Source organism: Variovorax sp. J2P1-31 (assembly GCF_030317215.1).
Classification (GTDB): domain Bacteria; phylum Pseudomonadota; class Gammaproteobacteria; order Burkholderiales; family Burkholderiaceae_C; genus Variovorax.
Window position 1 is genome coordinate 143,103 of the sequence record NZ_JASZYA010000006.1, and the last position, 18,742, is coordinate 161,844.

17 protein-coding genes are annotated in these 18,742 nt (G+C 70.5%); 5 read left to right on the forward strand and 12 right to left on the reverse strand.

The window, feature by feature from the left end:
- Positions 1 to 35 precede the first annotated feature (35 nt).
- Positions 36 to 1,148: an ABC transporter substrate-binding protein gene (locus QTI20_RS30185; protein WP_286556402.1), complete on the forward strand. Its 1,113-nt coding sequence runs from the start codon at positions 36 to 38 to the stop codon at positions 1,146 to 1,148.
- A gap of 3 nt (positions 1,149 to 1,151) precedes the next feature.
- On the opposite strand, the gene QTI20_RS30190 is transcribed toward QTI20_RS30185, so the two are convergent.
- The 5 genes from QTI20_RS30190 to QTI20_RS30210 all read right to left on the reverse strand — a co-directional run bounded on the left by QTI20_RS30190 (position 1,152) and on the right by QTI20_RS30210 (position 4,680).
- On the reverse strand, positions 1,152 to 1,298 hold the full coding sequence (locus QTI20_RS30190; protein ID WP_183027395.1) for a hypothetical protein: 147 nt from the start codon (positions 1,296 to 1,298) through the stop codon (positions 1,152 to 1,154).
- 129 nt (positions 1,299 to 1,427) lie between these two features.
- Positions 1,428 to 3,122: an MFS transporter gene (locus QTI20_RS30195; RefSeq protein WP_286556404.1), complete on the reverse strand. Its 1,695-nt coding sequence runs from the start codon at positions 3,120 to 3,122 to the stop codon at positions 1,428 to 1,430.
- A 150-nt stretch (positions 3,123 to 3,272) separates the two neighbouring features.
- Complete coding sequence (locus tag QTI20_RS30200; protein ID WP_286556406.1) at positions 3,273 to 3,917, reverse strand: 2-hydroxychromene-2-carboxylate isomerase; 645 nt, start codon at positions 3,915 to 3,917, stop codon at positions 3,273 to 3,275.
- Positions 3,914 to 4,195, reverse strand: a complete 282-nt coding sequence (locus QTI20_RS30205; protein ID WP_183027398.1) for a DUF1289 domain-containing protein — start codon at positions 4,193 to 4,195, stop codon at positions 3,914 to 3,916. Before QTI20_RS30205 ends, QTI20_RS30200 begins: the two co-directional genes overlap by 4 nt.
- Positions 4,192 to 4,680, reverse strand: a complete 489-nt coding sequence (locus QTI20_RS30210) for a YbaK/EbsC family protein (protein ID WP_286556408.1) — start codon at positions 4,678 to 4,680, stop codon at positions 4,192 to 4,194. Before QTI20_RS30210 ends, QTI20_RS30205 begins: the two co-directional genes overlap by 4 nt.
- A 403-nt stretch (positions 4,681 to 5,083) precedes the next feature.
- Here QTI20_RS30210 and nirB point away from each other — a divergent pair, with 403 nt between their 5' ends.
- From nirB to QTI20_RS30230, 4 genes are read left to right on the forward strand one after another with little or no spacing between them, the layout of a single operon-like run.
- Positions 5,084 to 7,600 (forward strand): nitrite reductase large subunit NirB, encoded by a 2,517-nt coding sequence (gene nirB / locus QTI20_RS30215; RefSeq protein WP_286556410.1) that lies wholly within the window; start codon positions 5,084 to 5,086, stop codon positions 7,598 to 7,600.
- A gap of 7 nt (positions 7,601 to 7,607) precedes the next feature.
- Positions 7,608 to 7,952, forward strand: coding sequence for a nitrite reductase small subunit NirD (nirD, locus tag QTI20_RS30220; RefSeq protein WP_286556411.1), 345 nt, complete (start codon positions 7,608 to 7,610; stop codon positions 7,950 to 7,952).
- Positions 7,953 to 7,987: 35 nt separating this feature from the next.
- Positions 7,988 to 8,800 (forward strand): formate/nitrite transporter family protein, encoded by an 813-nt coding sequence (locus QTI20_RS30225; RefSeq protein ID WP_183027402.1) that lies wholly within the window; start codon positions 7,988 to 7,990, stop codon positions 8,798 to 8,800.
- Positions 8,801 to 8,807: 7 nt separating this feature from the next.
- On the forward strand, positions 8,808 to 10,547 hold the full coding sequence (locus QTI20_RS30230) for a bifunctional protein-serine/threonine kinase/phosphatase (protein WP_286556412.1): 1,740 nt from the start codon (positions 8,808 to 8,810) through the stop codon (positions 10,545 to 10,547).
- A 3-nt stretch (positions 10,548 to 10,550) separates the two neighbouring features.
- Here QTI20_RS30230 and QTI20_RS30235 read toward each other — a convergent pair whose 3' ends face one another.
- From QTI20_RS30235 to bioA, 7 genes are read right to left on the reverse strand one after another with little or no spacing between them, the layout of a single operon-like run.
- Positions 10,551 to 11,471, reverse strand: coding sequence for a hydroxymethylglutaryl-CoA lyase (locus tag QTI20_RS30235; RefSeq protein WP_286556414.1), 921 nt, complete (start codon positions 11,469 to 11,471; stop codon positions 10,551 to 10,553).
- Positions 11,472 to 11,518: 47 nt separating this feature from the next.
- Positions 11,519 to 12,457, reverse strand: coding sequence for a 2-hydroxyacid dehydrogenase (locus QTI20_RS30240; RefSeq protein WP_286556416.1), 939 nt, complete (start codon positions 12,455 to 12,457; stop codon positions 11,519 to 11,521).
- Positions 12,458 to 12,470: 13 nt separating this feature from the next.
- Positions 12,471 to 13,385, reverse strand: coding sequence for a DUF4349 domain-containing protein (locus QTI20_RS30245; RefSeq protein ID WP_286556418.1), 915 nt, complete (start codon positions 13,383 to 13,385; stop codon positions 12,471 to 12,473).
- Positions 13,386 to 13,443: 58 nt separating this feature from the next.
- Positions 13,444 to 15,444, reverse strand: a complete 2,001-nt coding sequence (locus QTI20_RS30250) for an acetyl/propionyl/methylcrotonyl-CoA carboxylase subunit alpha (protein ID WP_286556420.1) — start codon at positions 15,442 to 15,444, stop codon at positions 13,444 to 13,446.
- A 33-nt stretch (positions 15,445 to 15,477) separates the two neighbouring features.
- Positions 15,478 to 16,152 carry a dethiobiotin synthase gene (gene bioD / locus QTI20_RS30255; RefSeq protein WP_286556421.1) on the reverse strand — a complete coding sequence of 225 codons (675 nt, stop codon included), beginning with the start codon at positions 16,150 to 16,152 and terminating at the stop codon, positions 15,478 to 15,480.
- Positions 16,149 to 17,375 (reverse strand): 8-amino-7-oxononanoate synthase, encoded by a 1,227-nt coding sequence (bioF, locus tag QTI20_RS30260; RefSeq protein ID WP_286556422.1) that lies wholly within the window; start codon positions 17,373 to 17,375, stop codon positions 16,149 to 16,151. Before bioF ends, bioD begins: the two co-directional genes overlap by 4 nt.
- Complete coding sequence (gene bioA / locus QTI20_RS30265; RefSeq protein WP_286556424.1) at positions 17,359 to 18,741, reverse strand: adenosylmethionine--8-amino-7-oxononanoate transaminase; 1,383 nt, start codon at positions 18,739 to 18,741, stop codon at positions 17,359 to 17,361. Before bioA ends, bioF begins: the two co-directional genes overlap by 17 nt.
- Position 18,742: the final 1 nt, after the last annotated feature.

Sequence of the window (18,742 nt, forward strand, 5' to 3'; positions counted from 1 at the left end):
CGGTCCTCCCCCTTGTCCTCACCGGAACACACCGCATGAAGTCCCTCCGCCTGCTTTGCACGGCCGGCCTGCTGACGCTGAGCGCGCTGCAGGTCGCGGCGCAGATCGTGATCGGCCAGACGGCCGGCACCACCGGCCCGGTGGCCTCGGGCGTGAACGAGACCATCGCGGGCGCGCAGCTGGTGATCGACAGCGTCAACGCGCAAGGCGGCGTGAACGGCGAGCGCATCGAGATCGTCCGCCTGGACGACGGCTTCGACCCCAAGCGCGCCGGCGAGAACGCGCGCGTGCTGATCGAGGAGCGCAAGGTGTTGGCGCTGTTCCTGAGCCGCGGCACGCCGCACACGCAGGCCATCCTGCCCTGGCTGGACAAGCACGGCGTGGCGCTGGTCGGGCCCTCGACGGGCGCGATGGTGCTGCACAAGCCGCTGCAGAAGCATGTGTTCAACGTGCGCTCGACCTACCAGCGCGAGGCCGAGAAGGCCGTGCAGCACCTGCACACCGTGGGCATCGACCGGATCGCGGTGGTGCACGCGGCCGATTCCTTCGGCAAGGACGGGCTCGAGGGCGCGACCGCCGGCTTCACCAAGGCCAGGCTCACGCCGGTGGCCGTGATCCCGGCCGACCGCGAGAAGCCCGACTACGGCACCATCCTGCCGGCCCTGGCCAAGGCCAACCCGCAGGCGGTGCTCTGGATCGCCTCGGGCGATGCGGTGGTCGACGGCGTGAAGGGCCTGCGCGCCGCGGGCTCGGCGGCCCAGGTCGTGACCTTGTCGAACAATGCCTCCAGCGGCTTCATCAAGCAGCTGGGCCCGGTCAGCTCGGGCGTGATCGTGACGCAGGTCTTCCCTTCGGAACGCGCCAGCGGCCAGCCCATGGTCAAGGAGGCGATGGGCTTGGCCAAGGCCCAGGGCCAGGAAGCGCTGTCGCCGCAGATGCTCGAAGGCTTCGCCGCGGCCAAGGTGCTGGTCGAGGCGCTGCGCCGCGCCGGCCCCAAGCCCACGCGGCCACGCGTGCTCGCGGCGCTCGAGAGCATCCGCGGCTTCGACCTGGGCGGCGGCCTGGACGTCAGCTACTCGCCCACCGACCACACGGGCATCGACTTCGCCGATCTGTCGATCATCAGCGAAGGCCGCTTCAAGCGCTGAAGCTCACTTGGGCGCGCTGGCGGCGGGCTCCGGCGCGTGCACGTCGCCGCTGTGCTTCTCGCCGGACATGTCGATCTTGTCGCCCGCCTTGCTGATGATGAAGAGCGCGATGGCGGCGAAGATGACGAAGCCGACGACGATTTTCCACATGGGTTGAGTCTCCTTCTGGACGAGCGACAGTGCTCAGAAAAAAGGCTTCATGCGGCCGGTTGGCCCGCATGAAGCCTCTGTGCTGAACAGCCTCGCCGCGCGCTCGCGGTCGAGGCCTGTGTCGATCAATCAATCATTTGCATAGATGTCGACGTCCTTGGTTTCCTTGATGAACAAGGTGCCGATGACCAGCGTGACGCCCGCGATGATGATCGGGTACCAGAGGCCGTTGTACATGTTGCCGGTGCTGGCCACGATCGCGAAGGCGGTGGTGGGCAGCAGGCCGCCGAACCAGCCGTTGCCGATGTGGTAGGGCAGGCTCATCGAGGTGTAGCGGATGCGCGTGGGGAACATCTCCACCAGCATCGCGGCGATCGGGCCGTAGACCATGGTCACCAGCAGCACCAGCCAGAACAGCAGCGCCACCGTCAGCAGCGTGTTCACCTTGGCCGGGTCGGCCTTGGCCGGATAGCCGGCGATCTTCAGGTCGTCGCCGACTTCCTTCTTGAAGGCCGCGATGGACTTGACCGAAGCCTCGTCGAACTTGAGGTTGACCACGTTGCCCACGGGTGCGGCCACGCTCTTCTCACCGATCTTCACCACCGCGGGCGAACCCGCCGGGCCGGCCACGTTCTCGTAGCTCACCGAGTTCTGCACCAGGTAGCGCTTGGCGATGTCGCAGGAGCTCTTGAAGTCGATCTCGCGGGCCACCGGGTTGCCCTGGAAGGAGCAGGTCGCGGGGTCGGCCGTCACCGTCACGCCGGCCGTGGCCTGTGCCTTGGCCAGGTCGGGGTTGGCGGCTTCGGTCAGCATCTTGAAGACCGGGAAGTAGGTGACCACGGCCAGCAGGCAGCCGGCCATGATGATCGGCTTGCGGCCGATCTTGTCCGACAGCGTGCCGAAGACCACGAAGAAGGGCGTGCCCAGCAGCAGGGCCGCGGCGATCATCAGGTTGGCCGCGGTCGCATCGACCTTGAGCTGGGCCGTGAGGAAGAACAGCGCGTAGAACTGGCCCGAGTACCAGACCACGGCCTGGCCGGCGGTCAGGCCCACCAGGGCCAGGATCACGATCTTGAGGTTCTTCCATTGGCCGAAGGATTCGGCCAGCGGCGCCTTGGAGGTCTTGCCCTCGGCCTTCATCTTCTGGAAGGCCGGCGATTCCGACAGCGTCAGCCGGATCCACACCGAGATGCCCAGCAGCAGGATCGAGACCAGGAAGGGAATGCGCCAGCCCCAGTCGGCAAAGGCCGCTTCACCCACGCCCAGCCGCACGCCCAGGATCACCAGCAGGCTCAGGAACAGGCCCAGCGTGGCCGTGGTCTGGATCCAGGAGGTGTAGGCACCGCGCTTGCCGTGCGGCGCGTGCTCGGCCACGTAGGTGGCGGCACCGCCATACTCGCCGCCGAGCGCCAGGCCCTGCAGCATGCGCAGCGCGATCAGGATCACCGGCGCCGCGACGCCGATGGTCGCGTAGCTGGGCAAGAGGCCGACGATGAAGGTCGACAGGCCCATGATCAGGATCGTGACCAGGAAGGTGTACTTGCGGCCGATCATGTCGCCCAGGCGGCCGAACACGATGGCGCCGAAAGGACGCACCAGGAAGCCGGCCGCGAAGGCCAGCAGCGCGAAGATGAAGGCCGCGCCCGCATCCAGGCCGCTGAAGAACTGCTTGGCGATGATGGCCGCCAGCGATCCGTAGAGGTAGAAGTCGTACCACTCGAACACGGTCCCGAGCGAGGAGGCGAAGATGACCTTCTTCTCCTCCTGGGACATGGGCCGGGGGGCCGGATGCGGCACTCCCCTCGAATCTAGTGTGGCTGCCATGGCTGTCGTCTCCTGTTGTGTAGGTGCGGCCCTTTTCCTGGACCGTGCCGCATTCTTGGAGTCACGACTGACCCGAGCCTTTCGCCAAACTGAACCGTTGCTGACGATTTAAGGTGAAACCCGCGCCCCGGTTTTCGGGATGCAGAAAAGTCAGGGTTTGTTCGGGCGCTGCAAACCCGGACGCTGGTCCGCCGCGGTCCAGCCGGGCCCCTCGAACCAGGCATCGCCCTGCACCGCGGCGCGCAGCATCGGCAGGCTGTCGAAGCCCCAGAGCATGCGGCCGTCGAGCTCGAAGGCCGGCGTGCCGAAGGCGCCGCGGGCCAGCGCCTCGTCGGTGTTGGCGCGCAGCGCGGCCTTGGCCGCATCGCCGGCGCCATCGCGCACGATCTTCAGCTGCGCGGCCAGCGCCGCGCGCCGGCCCTCGTCGCCGGCCTCGGCGCCGCCGCGCCAGATGTCGCGGAACACGGTTTCGGCCACATGGCGGCTGACCGTGCCGTCGTGCGTGGTCGACAGCGCCAGCCGCAGGTGCGGCAGCGGGTTGTAGGGATGCGTGGCCGGCATCTCGATCGGGATGCCGTGCGCATGGCCCAGCCACAGCACGTGGCGGTAGGTCCAGGCGCGCTTGCTCGGCACCTCGGCCGGGCCGATCAACCCATGGTGCTTGAGCATCGCGCCCAGCAGCACCGGCTTGTAGTCGACGCTGTAGCTCAGGCCTTCGAGGGCTTCGGGCAGGTGCTCGAAGGCCAGGTAGGCAAACGGAGAGATGAAGTCCAGGTAGAAGGTGATGTGCTTCATGGCGCCCACTCCTGCGGCAGGTCGTCCGCCGGCGCGGGCATGGCCTGCAGGCGCTGCGTGATGGCGCCCCAGATCGCGCGCTTGCCCGCGCCGTCCATGCGGCTCCAGCCCGCGATCTCGGGGATGGTGCGCAGGCAGCCCACGCAGAACTCGCGGTGGTCGTCCATGCGGCAGACCGAGACGCAGGGCGAGGGCATCTCGGCGTCGGGCGTGGCGTCGATGCCGGCCGCGCGCTCGATCAGCCGCACGGTGGCCTCGCGGTCGAGGGCGGCCGTCATACGACCTCCGCCACCGGCGCGCCGGTCAGGCGCTCCAGGTCCTGGGGTTGCAGCTTCACCACCGCATGCGGATGGCCGGCCGCGGCCCAGACCTCGTCGAAGCGGAACAGCTCGCGGTCGATCAGCATCACCAGTTCGGTCGCATGCGCGAAGGGCGACACGCCGCCGATCGAGAAGCCGGTCTTGGCCTTGACGAAGTCGGCGTCGGCGCGGCCGGTCTTGCCGACGATGGCATCGACCTTCTTCTCGTCGACGCGCTTGTCGCCCGAGGTCACGACCAGCACCGCGGCATCGTCGCTCTTGCGCCGGAACACGATGCTCTTGGCGATCTGGCCGACCGCGATGCCCAGCGCATCGGCGGCCTGCTGCGCGGTGCGCGCGGCGTCGTCGAGCATGCGCGGCGCATGCGGATGGCCGGCGTCCTGCAGCAGGCGGGCGACGCGCTGGACGCCGTCGGGAAGGGAATGGAGTTCGGAGCCGCACATGGCTGGATTCTCTGTCGGGGTGGGGGCGCCTTCGAGGCGGGGCAGGGTCGAGCATACGAAAAAGCCGGGCGCCCGTCGTGCACCAAGGCGGACACCCATGCGCCAGGGTGGCGCATGGCCGGCCGTGCCGCGCCGCGAATCCCTGGAAATGCGCACGCCGCAGGCCCTCCGGACACGGCACGCATATTGCATGACAGCCTTCACTGTTCCGCCGGCAGCGTTGCCGCGGGTTTTTGACAGTGCCTCCGCTAATGACGGCGAGATCCGAGCGAAGCGACAGCGACAAGGCTGGCGTTTCGTCTGTTCCAACCCGATTCGCAACCCATGCCCTGCGGAGGCGCCACGGTCTGTCCACCGGACCCGTGCCCTGCTTCCTCGGGATCGGTTGCCCGCAGGACACGACATGAAAATCGCAGTGATCGGCCACGGCATGGTGGGCCACAAGTTTCTCGAGCAGCTGCACCAACTGGGGCTCGAACGCGCCGAAGTCACGGTGCTCTGCGAAGAGCCCCGCCCCGCCTACGACCGGGTGCACCTCTCCGAATTCTTCGCCGGCAAGAGTGCCGACGCGCTCTCGCTGGTCGCGCCCGGCTTCTTCGAGCAGAGCGGCTTCAGCCTGCGCCTGGCCGCGCGGGCCGTGGCCATCGAACGCCGCGAGCGCACCCTCACCACGGCCGACGGCGAGGTGCTGCACTACGACAAGCTGGTGCTGGCCACCGGGTCCTCGCCCTTCGTGCCGCCGCTGCCCGGGCGCGACCGGCCGGACTGCTTCGTCTACCGCACCATCGAGGACCTGGAAGCGATGAAGGCCTGCGGCGCGCGCTCGAAGCGCGGCGTGGTGGTGGGCGGCGGGCTGCTGGGCCTGGAATGCGCGAAGGCGCTGCGCGACATGGGCCTGGAGACGCACGTGGTCGAGTTCGCGCCGCGGCTGATGGCGGTGCAGGTCGACGAGGGCGGCGGGCGCGCGCTGCGCCACGGCATCGAGGCGCTGGGCCTGCATGTGCACACCAGCCGCAGCACGGTCGAGATCGTCGACGGCGCGAGCGCGCGGCACCGCATGGTGTTCGCCGACGGCACCTGGCTCGAGACCGACATGATCGTGTTCTCGGCCGGCATCCGCCCGCGTGACGAACTCGCGCGCCAGTGCGTGCTGGCCCTGGGCGCGCGCGGCGGCGTGGCGGTCGACGACCACTGCCGCACCAGCGACCGCGACATCTACGCGATCGGCGAATGCGCGGCCTGGAAGGACCAGACCTTCGGCCTGGTCGCGCCCGGCTACGAGATGGCCCGCGTGGCGGCCCGGCACATCGCGGGCCAGCAGGACGCGGCCTTCACCGGCGCCGACATGAGCACCAAGCTCAAGCTGATGGGCGTGGACGTGGCGAGCATCGGCGACGCGCACGGCAAGACGCCGAAGTCGCGCGCCTACCAGTACGTCAACGAGCACAAGCAGGTCTACAAGAAGATCGTGGTCAGCGAGGACGGCACGCGGCTGCTGGGCGCGGTGCTGGTCGGCGATGCGGCCGAGTACGGCACGCTGCTGCAGCTGGCGCTCAACGGCATCGCCCTGCCGGCCGAGCCCGAGTTCCTGATCCTGCCCGCGAGCGACGGCACGGCCCGGCCCGGCCTGGGCGTCGAAGCCCTGCCCGACAGCGCGCAGATCTGCTCGTGCAACAACGTGAGCAAGGGCGCGATCTGCGCGGCCGTGGGCGACGGCGTCTGCACCGTCGCCGACATGAAGGCCTGCACCAGGGCCGGCGCCTCCTGCGGCGGCTGCGTGCCGCTGGTCACCCAGGTGATGAAGATGGCCATGGCCCAGCGCGGCATGGCGGTGAACGACCACCTGTGCGAGCACTTCCCCTACTCGCGCCAGGCGCTCTACCACCTGGTGCGCGTGGGCGAGATCAAGTCCTTCGCCGACCTGCTCGCCCGCCACGGCCACGGCCTGGGCTGCGACATCTGCAAGCCCACCGCGGCCAGCATCTTCGCCTCGTGCTGGAACGACTTCGTGCTCAAGCAGGACCTGGCCAGCCTGCAGGACAGCAACGACTACTTCCTGGGCAACATCCAGAAGGACGGCTCCTATTCGGTGGTGCCGCGCATGCCCGGCGGCGAGGTCACGGCCGACGGCCTGATCGCCGTCGGCCAGGTGGCGAAGAAGTACGGGCTCTACACCAAGATCACCGGCGGCGCGCGGGTCGACCTGTTCGGCGCGCGCCTCGAGCAGCTGCCGCCGATCTGGGAAGAGCTGATCGCGGCCGGCTTCGAGTCCGGCCATGCCTACGGCAAGTCGCTGCGCACGGTGAAGAGCTGCGTGGGCTCGACCTGGTGCCGCTACGGCGTGGACGACAGCATGGCGCTCGCGATCGAACTCGAGAACCGCTACAAGGGCCTGCGCACGCCGCACAAGATCAAGTTCGGCGTCTCGGGCTGCACCCGCGAATGCGCCGAGGCGCAAGGCAAGGACGTGGGCATCATCGCCACCGAGAAGGGCTGGAACCTCTACGTCTGCGGCAACGGCGGCATGAAGCCGCGCCACGCCGAACTGATCGCCTCGGACCTGGGCAAGGACGCGCTGGTCAGGCTGATCGACCGCTTCCTGATGTTCTACGTGCACACGGCCGACCGGCTGCAGCGCACCAGCACCTGGCGCGACAACCTCGAGGGCGGCCTCGACTACCTCAAGGGCGTGCTGCTGCAGGATTCGCTGGGCCTGGGCGCCACGCTGGAGGCCCAGATGCAGCATGTGGTCGACACCTACCAATGCGAGTGGAAGACCGCGGTCAACGACCCGGCCACGCGCCAGCGCTTCCGCTCCTTCGTCAACAGCGAGAAGCCCGACGAGCACATCGTGTTCGTCGAGGAGCGCGGTCAGATCCGGCCCGCGCGCGCCGAGGAACGCGACGAGGCCACGGCCTGAGCACACCATGAAGCACCCCGACACCCGCCACTGGACCGCCGTCTGCGCGGCCACCGACATCCTGCCCGACACCGGCGTCTGCGCGCTGGTCGACGGCGTGCACGTCGCGATCTTCCATGTCGCCGCGGCGCGGCAGTTCTTCGCCATCGACAACGTCGACCCCAAGTCGCGCGCCAGCGTGCTGTCGCGCGGCCTGGTCGGCAGCATCGGCGAACGCATCGTGGTCGCCTCGCCGCTCTACAAGAACCACTTCGACCTGCGGAGCGGCGAATGCCTCGAGTTCCCCGAGCACTCGGTGCGCGCCCATGCGGTGCGCGTCGAGGCCGGCCGCGTGCAGGTCGCACTGAACTGACCCCTCCTCCTTTCCGTTCTCTCCAAGGATCCTTCATGGCCTATCTCGCACCCGCCGAATTCGTGACCAAGATGGTCGACGCCGGCGAATCCAAGCTGCTGATGTCGACCCGCGACACGCTGATCCGCTCCTACATGGCCGGCGCCATCCTCGCGCTGGCCGCGGCCTTCGCCGTGACCATCACCGTCAACACCGGCAATGCGCTGGTCGGCGCGATGCTGTTCCCGGTCGGCTTCATCATGCTGTACCTGATGGGCTTCGACCTGCTGACCGGCGTGTTCACGCTGGCGCCGCTGGCGGTGTTCGACAAGCGCCCGGGCGCGACCTGGGCCGGCGTGCTGCGCAACTGGGGCCTGGTGTTCTGCGGCAACTTCGCCGGGGCGCTCACGGTCGCGGTGTTCATGGCGATCATCTTCACCTTCGGCTTCAGCGAAGCGCCCAACGCGGTCGGCGAACGCCTGGGCCACATCGGCGAAGGCCGCACGCTGGGCTACTCCGCGCACGGCGCGGCCGGCATGCTGACCCTGTTCATCCGCGGCGTGATGTGCAACTGGATGGTCTCGACCGGCGTGGTCGCGGCCATGATGTCGACCACCGTGTCGGGCAAGGCCATCGGCATGTGGATGCCGGTGATGATCTTCTTCTACATGGGCTTCGAGCACTCGATCGTCAACATGTTCCTGTTCCCCACCGGCCTGCTGCTGGGCGGCAAGTTCACGCTGATGGACTACCTGATCTGGAACGAGATCCCGACCGTGCTGGGCAACCTGGTCGGCGGCCTGAGCTTCGTCGGGCTCACGCTCTACGCCACCCACTACAAGACCGCGCCCAAGCGCGCCATCGGCTGAGCCGGCCTTGCCGCAGCCCGCGCCGCGCGTGACGCTGGGCCAGCATTCGCTGGCCGGCGCCCATGCGCTCAACCAGGACTTCCACGGCGCGATGCTGCCGCAGGGCGCGCTGCTGGCGGCCAAGGGCATCGCCCTGGCGATCGCCGACGGCATCGGCTCCAGCCGCGTGAGCCAGGTCGCGAGCGCGGCCGCGGTGCGCGGCTTCCTCGACGACTACTACGCGACCTCCGAAGCCTGGTCGGTGCGCCGCGCGGCGCAGCGCGTGCTCGCCGCCACCAACGCCTGGCTGCACGCGCAGACGATGCGCAGCGACGCGCGCTTCGACAAGGACCGCGGCTACGTCTGCACCTTCAGCGCGCTGATCCTCAAGGGCCGCGAACTGCACCTGCTGCATGTGGGCGATGCGCGCGTCTACCGCCTGCATGCGCAGGCGCTGGAACAGCTCACCGACGACCACCGCGTGCACCTGTCCGCGGCCGAGTCCTGCCTCGGGCGCGCGCTGGGCGCGGGCCCCAACGTGGAGATCGACTACCGCCACTGGAATGCCGAGGTGGGCGAGGTCTACCTGCTGGCCACCGACGGCGCCTACGGCGGGCTCGAGGCGGCCGCCGTCCACCGCGCGCTCGCGCGCTGCGGCGACGACTTCGATGCGGCCGCCGGCCTGCTCAGCCGCGCGGCGCACGAACGCGGCGGCGCCGACGACAGCACCGTGCAGCTGCTGCGCATCGACGCACTGCCCGACGCCAGCGCGGCACAGCTCGCCGCGCAGCGCGAAGGCCTGGCGATCGCCGCGCCGCTGGCGCCGCGCGACCGCTTCGAGGGCTTCACGCTGGTGCGCGAGCTGCACGTGAGCGCGCGCAGCCACGTGCACCTGGCGACCGACGACGCCACCGGCCAGCGCGTGGTGCTCAAGCTGCCCTCGGTCGACCTGCGCGAGGACGCCGCGCACCTCGACAGCTTCGTGCGCGAGGAATGGGTGGCACGGCGCGTCGACAGCCCGCACGTGCTCAAGGCCAGCCGCATCGAACGGCCGCGCAGCCACCTCTTCGTCGCGATGGACTACGTCGAGGGCCAGACGCTCGCGCAGTGGATGGTCGACCATCCGCGGCCCTCGCTCGACAGCGTGCGCGGCATCGTCGCGCAGCTCGCGCGCGGCCTGCAGGCGCTGCACGGCCGCGAGATGCTGCACCAGGACCTGCGGCCCGAGAACGTGATGATCGACCGCAGCGGCACGGTGAAGATCATCGACCTGGCCTCGGCCCACGTCGCGGGCCTGGCCGATGGCGCCGACGAACGCCGCGCGCTCGCCATCGCCGGCACGCTGCAGTACACCGCGCCCGAATACTTCACGGGCCAGGGCGGCAGCGCGCCCTCGGACATCTTCTCGCTGGCGGTGATCGCCTACCGCATGCTCACCGGCCAGCTGCCCTACGGCCTGCAGGCCTCGCGCGTGCGCTCGGCCGCCGACGCGAAGCGGCTGCGCTACACGCCGGTGCGCCATTTCCGGCCCGAGCTGCCGGCCTGGGTCGATGCGGTGCTGCACAAGGCGCTGCAGCCGAACCCGGCCCGGCGCCAGCAGGCCGCCTCGGAACTGGCGCACGACCTGCGGTCACCGGGGGCGGAGTTCCTGCGCACGCGCACGCCGCCCTTGATCGAGCGCCATCCGGTGCGCTTCTGGCAGGGCCTGGCGGCGCTGCTGGGCCTGGCCATCGTGGGCCTGCTCGCGCTGCGCGCCCTGGGGCCTTGAGCCCTAGCCCGCGCGCTTGGTGCGGATCGCCTTCGACACCCGCGAGCTCGGCTCGCGGCCCAGCGCATCGCTGATGTAGACGCCCGCGTCGATCAGCGCATCGAGGTCGATGCCGGTCTCGATGCCCATGCCGTGCAGCATGTAGACCACGTCCTCGGTCGCGACATTGCCGGTCGCGCCCTTGGCGTAGGGGCAGCCGCCCAGGCCGGCCGACGAGGTGTCGTACTGCCACACGCCCATCTCCAGGCTGGCCAGCGTGTTGGAGAGCGCCTGGCCGTAGGTGTCGTGGAAGTGGCCCGAGACGTCGTCGATGCCGTAGTGCCTGAGCGTGGCCTCGAGCGCGCGCCGCACCTTGTTGGGCGTGCCCACGCCGATGGTGTCGGCCACGCCCACGTGCTGCACGCCGATGCCCTTCATCAGGCCGGCCAGCATGTCGACGCGCGAGGGATCGATCTCGCCTTCGTAGGGGCAGCCCACGGTGCACGACATCGCGCCGCGCACATGGATGCCGTGTTCGCGCGCGGCCGCCACCACCGGCGCGAAGCGCTCGATGCTCTCGGCGATCGAGCAGTTGATGTTCTTCTGGCTGAAGGCCTCGCTGGCGGCGCCGAACACCACGATCTCGTCGGGCCACTGGTTGCGCGGCGCGGCGATCGCCGCCTCGAAGCCCTTCATGTTGGGCGTGAGCACCGAGTAGGTCACGCGCGGATTGCGCCGCAGCCCGGCCATCACCTCGGCGTTGTCGGCCATCTGCGGCACCCACTTGGGGCTGACGAAGCTCGTGACCTCGATCGCGCTCAGGCCGGCGTCCTGCAGCCGGTGCACGAGTTCGATCTTGACCGCCGCGGGCACGGGCTGCTTCTCGTTCTGCAGGCCGTCGCGGGGGCCGACGTCGACGATCTTGACTCTGGAGGGGATGTTCATGGGCGTTCTCGTGGCGTTACAGGTTCAGCGGGCCATCGTTCTTGTCGTCAGTATCCGCGCTGCGGATCGACGACGCCCGCGATGCGGTCGAAGTCCCCACCCGCTTCGACGGCACGGATCTTCCCGGCGATCTGGGCGATCGACTCCTCGCGCTGGGTGCGGGCCGAGGCGTGCGGCGTGACGTCGATCTTCGGGTGGCGCCAGAAGGGGTGGTCGGCGGGCAGCGGCTCGGTCTCGAACACGTCGAGCGTGGCGCCGGCCAGCAGGCCGTCGTCGAGCAGCGGGATCAGGTCGGCCTCGACCAGGTGGCCGCCGCGCGCCACGTTGATCACGTAGCCGCCGGGCCGGCCGCCGTGCAGCTTCTGCAGCGTCTCGCGCCGCAGGATGCCGCGCGTGTCGGGCGTGAGCGGCAGCAGGCAGACCACGACCCGGCTCGCGGCCAGGAAGGCATCGAGCTGCGCGTGGCCCGCGAAGCACTGCACGCCCTCGATCTGCTTGGGCGAGCGGCTCCAGCCCTTGACCGGGAAATCGAACTGCGCCACCGCCTTCGCCACGCGCTGGCCCAGCACGCCCAGGCCCATGACGCCGACCGGGAAGTCCTGGCGGACGTTGGGCTTGCGGTAGCTCCAGCGGCCGTCGCGCGCATCGGCGGCATAGCCGTCGAAGTCGCGGAAGTGGCGGATCAGCGCATGGCACACGTACTCGGCCATCTGCACCGACATGCCGGCGTCGTCGAGCCGCACGATGCGGGCTTCCGGCGGCAGCCTGAGCTTGGTCAGCGCATCGACGCCGGCGCCGATGTTGAAGATGCCGCGCAGGCTGGGCTGCTGGTCGAGGAAGGCCTGGGGCGGGGCCCAGACCACCGCGTGGTCGGCGGGCGGCGCGTCGGGCGTCCAGGCCGAGACTTCGGCATCGGGCAAGGCGGCGCGCAGGCCCTCGATCCAGGATTCGGGGCGGGTGTCGGTGAGGCAGACGGTGATTCGCATGAACGGATCTTAGTCAGGCCGCGCGGGCCCGGCGGCGGCGCCACAGCACGCGCGCGAGCCAGCCCAGGGGCAGCCCGATCAACAGCACCCACGGCAGCACCGCCGCCACGAAGGTGATCAGCGCGCCCACGCTCTCGGCGAGCACCGCGCCCGCATTGCGCAGCGCCTTCGCCATCGGGCTGTAGCTGTCGCCGCCGCGCACCAGCGCGCGAGTCGGGGTGAACTGGATCTGGATGTGCTGCTTGCTGGTTTGCTGCCCCAATACCTTGCGTTGCGTGGCCATGGCGTCAAGTTCGGCCTGGGTGTCGGACAGCGTGCGCTGGATCGCGAGCAGGTCGGCCATGGTGCGCTTGGTCACGGTGTCGCGCAGCATCACCCGCAGGCTGTCGCGGAACTCGGTGCGATTGCGGATGCGGGCCTCGACGTCGATCACCTCGGCGGTCTTGTCCTCGCTGGTGGTGGTGTGCGAAACCACGTGGGCCACCATGGTCAGGCCGCCCAGCAGCTTGTCGACGTCGGCCGGCAGCACGCGCATCTCGAGCTGCGCGTTGCCGGGCTGCTGCGGCGTCTCGCGCAGCAGCGACGAGGACAGCAGTTCGCATTGCAGCGTGCCGCACAGGTCGCGCACCTTGGCCCAGGCATCGGCCAGCTGTTCGGGCGGCACCTCGACGTTCAGGTCCTGGCGCACCGCGAGGAAGCGTTGCAGCGGCGAGGCTTCGGCCTGGTCCGCCGATGCGGCCTCCTGCTGCACGCGCGCCCGCTTCTCCGCGCCGCCGCCGAAGCCCGGCGCGGCCATCATCGGCGCGGGCGGCGCGGCGGCCGGCTCGGCGAGCTCCGCGTTCCTGCGGCCGCAGGCCGTGAGCGCGAGGGCCGCGAGCAGGGGCAGCAGGAGTGCGCGGGCGAGGAACAGGGGCTGGCGATGCGTCATGGCGTCCTTGGAAAAAAGCAGTGGATGCCTCTGATACGTCCCAGCCTTGCGAACGGGGTTAAGCGGCGGCCGCGATGCGCAGCAATTCCGATCCTTCGGTCACCTGGTCGCCCGGCGCGTAGAGCAGTTCTTCCACCGTGCCGTCGGCCGGCGCGGCGATGGTGTGCTCCATCTTCATCGCCTCCATCACCGCCAGCGGCTGGCCGCGCGTGACCTTGTCGCCGGCCTTGACCGCGAAGGACACCACCTTGCCGGGCATGGGCGCGGTCAGCCGGCCGCCTTCGGCCTGGGTGTCGCCCGCGTGGGCGAGGCGGTCGATGGCGGTGATCTTCGTCGCGCCCTTGGCCGCGAACACATGGGTCGTGGCCTGGCGCTCGTAGACGTCGAGCGTGTGGCGTTGGCCGTTGAAGGACAGCTCGATCTGGCCCTCGGGCAGCCGGCCGATCACCAGCGGGCCCGACACGCCGCCCGCGTCCAGCGTCAGCGCGCCGTCGTGCAGGTAGCGCAGCGTGGCGGTCTGCGGTTCGCCGCGGAACTCGAAGGCGAAGATGCGCGCCGTGACGCCCAGCGAGCGCCAGCCGTCGCGCTGGCTGAAGGGGTCGGGCGTGCCGGTCGAACGTTCGTCGAGCAGGGTGCGCGCGACCGAGGCGGCGGCCGCCAGCGGCAGGCCCAGCGGCTCGCGGTCGAACAGCACCGCGCGCTCGCGCTCGATCAGCGCGGTGTCGAGGTTGGCCTGCGAGAACGAAGCCGTGGCCAGGATGCCGCGCAGGAACTGCACGTTGGTCGACACGCCCACGATGTGCACCTGCGCCAGCGCGGCATCGAGCCGGGCCAGCGCCTCGTCGCGCGTCGCGCCGTGCACGATCAGCTTGGCGATCATCGAGTCGTAGAAGGGCGAGATCTCGCCGCCTTCACGCACGCCGTCGTCGATGCGCACGCGGCTGCGCTGGAAGGCGGTGGCCTGCGGCTTGCGGTAGACCTGCAGCGTGCCGGTGGCAGGCAGGAAGTTGTTGTCGGGGTTCTCGGCGCAGATGCGGGCCTCGATCGCGTGGCCGTGGATCTGGAGTTCGCCCTGCTTCAGCGGCAGCGGCTCGCCCGAGGCCACGCGCAGCTGCCATTCCACCAGGTCGAGGCCGGTGATGGCTTCGGTCACGGGATGCTCGACCTGCAGGCGGGTGTTCATCTCCATGAAGAAGAAGTTCATCTCGCCGCCGTCGCGCTGCTCGACGATGAATTCCACGGTGCCCGCACCGACGTACTTCACCGCCTTGGCCGCGGCCACGGCCGCCGCGCCCATCTGCGCGCGCATCGCTTCGGTCATGCCGGGCGCGGGTGCTTCTTCGAGCACCTTCTGGTGGCGCCGCTGCACCGAGCAGTCGCGCTCGAACAGGTAGACGCAGTCGCCGTGCGTGTCGCCGAAGACCTGGATCTCGATGTGGCGCGGGCGCTGCACGTACTTCTCGATCAGCACCGCGTCGTCGCCGAAGCTGTTGATGGCCTCGCGCTGGCAGGAGGCCAGCGCGGCCGCGAAGTCCGCCGACTTCTCGACCGCGCGCATGCCCTTGCCGCCGCCGCCCGCGCTGGCCTTGATCAGCACCGGGTAGCCGATGCGGTCGGCCTCGCGCTGCAGCAGGCCCGGGTCCTGGTCGTGGCCGTGGTAGCCGGGCACCAGCGGCACGCCGGCCTTTTCCATCAGCTGCTTGGACTCGGCCTTGAGGCCCATGTCCTTGATGGCCGAGGGCGGCGGGCCGATGAAGACCAGGCCGGCGTCGGCGCAGGCCTGCGCGAACTCCTCGTTCTCGCTCAGGAAGCCGTAGCCCGGGTGGATGGCTTCGGCCCCCGTGGCCTTGGCGGCCTCGAGGATGCGCTCCCAGCGCAGGTAGCTGTCCTTGGGCGCGCTGCCGCCGATGTGCACCGACTCGTCGCAGGCTCGAACATGGTTGGCGTTGGCATCGGCGTCGGAGTAGACGGCGACCGTGCGGATGGCGAGGCGGCGCGCGGTGGCGGCCACGCGGCAGGCGATTTCACCGCGGTTGGCGATCAGGATCTTCTTGAACATGGGGGACCTTTGTCGATGTCGAATGGAGGAGGTTCAGGCGCGCAGCGCGCCCAGGTCGAGGTGGCGGGCCGCGCTGGCGGCGTCGGGCGCGGCAAGGTGCGGCACCACGCCCAGCAACGGCGCGCTCAGGTGGCGGCGCAGCGTGTCGAGGTTGCCCTCGAGCGCGCGCATGCCGGGGTCGATGTGGCTGCCGACCCAGCCCGCGAGCACCAGGCCGCGCGCGCGGATGGCCTCGGCGCTGAGCAGCGCATGGTTGAGGCAGCCCAGGCGCAGGCCCACGACGAGGACCACGGGCAGGCCCAGCGCGGTAGCCAGGTCGGCGCTGTCGAAGCCTTCGCCCAGCGGCACCCGGAAGCCGCCCACGCCCTCGACCACCACCACGTCGGCCAGCGCGCGCAAGGCCTCGAAGGCCGACAGCAGCGGCGGCAGTTCGACACGCACGCCCTCGGCGCGCGCGGCCAGGTGCGGCGAGACCGGTTCGCGCAGCAGGTAGGGGCAGCGCAGGGCCAGCGGGGCCTCGACGTTGCCCGCGGCCTGCAGCTGCACCACGTCCTCGTTGCACCAGGCGCCATCGACCGGCTCGAGGCCCGCGGCCACGGGCTTCATGCCGACCGCGCGCCGGCCCGATGCGGCCAGCGACCACAGCAGCGCGCTGCTCACCAGGGTCTTGCCGACGCCCGTGTCGGTGCCGGTGATGAAGAAACTCATGCGCTCGCCTCCGTCGACAACGCCTGTCCCAGGGCCTCGACCAGCCGCGCGACCTCGTCCGCGGTGTGCGCGGCCGACAGCGCGATGCGCAGCCGCGCCGTGCCCACCGGCACGGTGGGCGGGCGGATCGCGCCCACATGCAGGCCCAGCGCATCGAGCTGCGCCATGAGCTGCATCGCGCGTGCGTTCTCGCCCACGATCAGCGGCTGGATCGCGACCGACGAATCGGCCAGCCGGGCACGGCCATCGGCCGGCAGCACGGCCTGCACGCCAGCGCGGAACTCGGCGATGCGGGCGCGCAGCAAGGCGCGGCGGTGCACGCCCTCCTCGCCCTCGATCAGCGTCAGGCTGGTGAGCAACGCATGCGCGATGGCGGGCGGCGCGGCCGTGGTGAAGATGTAGGGCCGCGCGCGCTGCACCAGGTAGTCGATCACGGTGCGGTGGGCGGCGACGAAGGCCCCGGCCACGCCGGCCGCCTTGCCCAGCGTGCCGATCAGCACCAGCCGCTCGGCGCGCAGGCCCAGGGCCTCGACCACGCCGCGCCCGGTCGCGCCCAGCACGCCGAAGCCGTGCGCATCGTCGAGCACCAGCCAGGCGTCGTGGCGCTCGGCCAGCGCCAGCAACTCGGCCACGGGCGCGATGCGGCCGTCCATGCTGAACACCGCGTCGCTCACGATCAGCTTGACCGGCGCATCGCTGGCCGCGAGCTGCGCCTCGAGGACCTGCAGGTCGCAATGCGGGTAGACCACCACCCGCGCCCTGGCCAGCCGCGCGCCGTCGATCAGCGAGGCATGGTTGAGCGCCTCGGAGAAGATCACCGCCTCGGCGCCGCCCAGCGCGGACAGCACCGCGAGGTTGGCCATGTAGCCGGTGCAGAAGAACAGGCTCTGCGCTTCGGGGATGTGGGGCGCCATCCATTCGGCGAGCCGCTCCTCGAGCTGCGCATGCGCGCGCGAGTGGCCCAGGATCAGGTGCGAACCGCCGCTGCCCGCGCCATAGCGCGCCGCGCCTTCGGCCAGCGCCGCGGCGATGGCCGGGTGCGCGGCCAGGCCCAGGTAGTCGTTGCTGCTGAAGGCCAGCAGTTCGCGCGGCGCCGCGCCGCCGGGCCGGGTCAGCACCTGTGCGGGCGCGCAGGGCGTCTCGGCGATCTGCCGGCGGCGGCGCAGGGCCTGCGCGTCGAGCGCGGCCATCTGCTGCTGCAGGCCTTCAAGCAAGCGCGACATTGCGGCCCCCTTCCCTGGCATGCGGTGCGATCGCGTCCAGCACGGCGACGGTGCCCGCGACCAGGTGGTCGATCTCGTCGTCGCCGATCACGTAGGGCGGCATCAGGTACACGGTGGTGCCGATGGGCCGCATCAGCAGCCCCTGGTCGCGCGCCGCCAGATGGAAGCGCTCGGCGAAGCGTTCACCCGGCGCGCTCACGTCGAAGGCGGTGATCATGCCGCGCTGGCGCAGGTGCGTGACCGCGCGCGTGCCCAGCGCGTCGCGCAGCGTGTGCAGGATGCGCGCCGCGCGCGTGCGGTTGCGCACCAGCACCTGTTCGCGCTCGAACAGGTCGAGCGTGGCCAGCGCCGCGCGGCAGGCCAGCGGGTTGCCGGTGTAGGAGTGCGAATGCAGGAAGCTGCGCGCCACGTCGTCGTCGACGAAGCCCTGGTAGATCGCGTCGCGCGTCATCACCAGCGCCAGCGGCAGGTAGCCGCCGCTGATGCCCTTCGACAGGCACAGGAAGTCGGGCCAGATGCCGGCCTGCTCGCAGGCGAAGAAGCTGCCGGTGCGCCCGCAGCCGACCGCGATCTCGTCGGCGATCAGGTGCACCGCGTAGCGATCGCACAGCGCGCGCACCCGGCGCAGGTATTCGGGGTCGTGCATCGCCATGCCGGCGGCGCATTGCACCAGCGGCTCGACGATCAGCGCCGCGATGCTGTGGTGCTCCGCGGCCAGCAGGGCCTCGAGCGCATCCGCCGCGCGCCGCGCCACGGCGGCGGCGTCCTCGCCGTCCTGTGCCAGGCGCGCGTCGGGCGAGGGCACCAGGTGCGCCTCGCCCAGCAGCGGCGCATAGGCGTCGCGGAACACCGCCACGTCGGTCACATGCAGCGCGCCCAGCGTCTCGCCGTGGTAGCCCTGGCGCAGCGCGACGAAGCGCCGCTTGTCGGCACGGCCCGCGTTGCGCCAGGCGTGGAAGCTCATCTTCAGCGCGATCTCCACCGCCGAGGCGCCGTCGGAGGCATAGAAGCAGTGGCCCAGCACGCCGCCGGTCAGCGCGCCCAGGCGCTCGGACAGTTCGACCGCGGGCGCATGGGTGCAGCCGGCCAGCATCACGTGCGGCAGCGCATCGAGCTGGTCCTTGAGCGCGGCGTTGATGAAGGGATGGGCGTGGCCGAACAGGTTGACCCACCAGGAACTGGTGGCGTCGAGGTAGCGGCGGCCGTCGTGGTCGACCAGCCACACGCCCTCGCCGCGCGCGATCGGCAGCGGCGGCACCGCCTCGAGGCGGATGCTCTGGGTGCAGGGGTGCCAGACATGGCGTCGGCTGCGCGCCTGCCAGTCGGCATTGCGGGAGGAATCTGCGGGTGTCAGGGGAAGCTCCATG

What these genes read in the sequence shown, in the direction of transcription:
- QTI20_RS30185 (WP_286556402.1), top strand. Translation starts at nt 36, where the DNA reads ATGAAGTCCCTCCGCCTGCTTTGCACGGCCGGCCTGCTGACGCTGAGC.
- QTI20_RS30190 (WP_183027395.1), bottom strand. Translation starts at nt 1,298, where the DNA reads ATGTGGAAAATCGTCGTCGGCTTCGTCATCTTCGCCGCCATCGCGCTC.
- QTI20_RS30195 (WP_286556404.1), bottom strand. Translation starts at nt 3,122, where the DNA reads ATGGCAGCCACACTAGATTCGAGGGGAGTGCCGCATCCGGCCCCCCGG.
- QTI20_RS30200 (WP_286556406.1), bottom strand. Translation starts at nt 3,917, where the DNA reads ATGAAGCACATCACCTTCTACCTGGACTTCATCTCTCCGTTTGCCTAC.
- QTI20_RS30205 (WP_183027398.1), bottom strand. Translation starts at nt 4,195, where the DNA reads ATGACGGCCGCCCTCGACCGCGAGGCCACCGTGCGGCTGATCGAGCGC.
- QTI20_RS30210 (WP_286556408.1), bottom strand. Translation starts at nt 4,680, where the DNA reads ATGTGCGGCTCCGAACTCCATTCCCTTCCCGACGGCGTCCAGCGCGTC.
- nirB (WP_286556410.1), top strand. Translation starts at nt 5,084, where the DNA reads ATGAAAATCGCAGTGATCGGCCACGGCATGGTGGGCCACAAGTTTCTC.
- nirD (WP_286556411.1), top strand. Translation starts at nt 7,608, where the DNA reads ATGAAGCACCCCGACACCCGCCACTGGACCGCCGTCTGCGCGGCCACC.
- QTI20_RS30225 (WP_183027402.1), top strand. Translation starts at nt 7,988, where the DNA reads ATGGCCTATCTCGCACCCGCCGAATTCGTGACCAAGATGGTCGACGCC.
- QTI20_RS30235 (WP_286556414.1), bottom strand. Translation starts at nt 11,471, where the DNA reads ATGAACATCCCCTCCAGAGTCAAGATCGTCGACGTCGGCCCCCGCGAC.
- QTI20_RS30240 (WP_286556416.1), bottom strand. Translation starts at nt 12,457, where the DNA reads ATGCGAATCACCGTCTGCCTCACCGACACCCGCCCCGAATCCTGGATC.
- QTI20_RS30245 (WP_286556418.1), bottom strand. Translation starts at nt 13,385, where the DNA reads ATGACGCATCGCCAGCCCCTGTTCCTCGCCCGCGCACTCCTGCTGCCC.
- QTI20_RS30250 (WP_286556420.1), bottom strand. Translation starts at nt 15,444, where the DNA reads ATGTTCAAGAAGATCCTGATCGCCAACCGCGGTGAAATCGCCTGCCGC.
- bioD (WP_286556421.1), bottom strand. Translation starts at nt 16,152, where the DNA reads ATGAGTTTCTTCATCACCGGCACCGACACGGGCGTCGGCAAGACCCTG.
- bioF (WP_286556422.1), bottom strand. Translation starts at nt 17,375, where the DNA reads ATGTCGCGCTTGCTTGAAGGCCTGCAGCAGCAGATGGCCGCGCTCGAC.
- bioA (WP_286556424.1), bottom strand. Translation starts at nt 18,741, where the DNA reads ATGGAGCTTCCCCTGACACCCGCAGATTCCTCCCGCAATGCCGACTGG.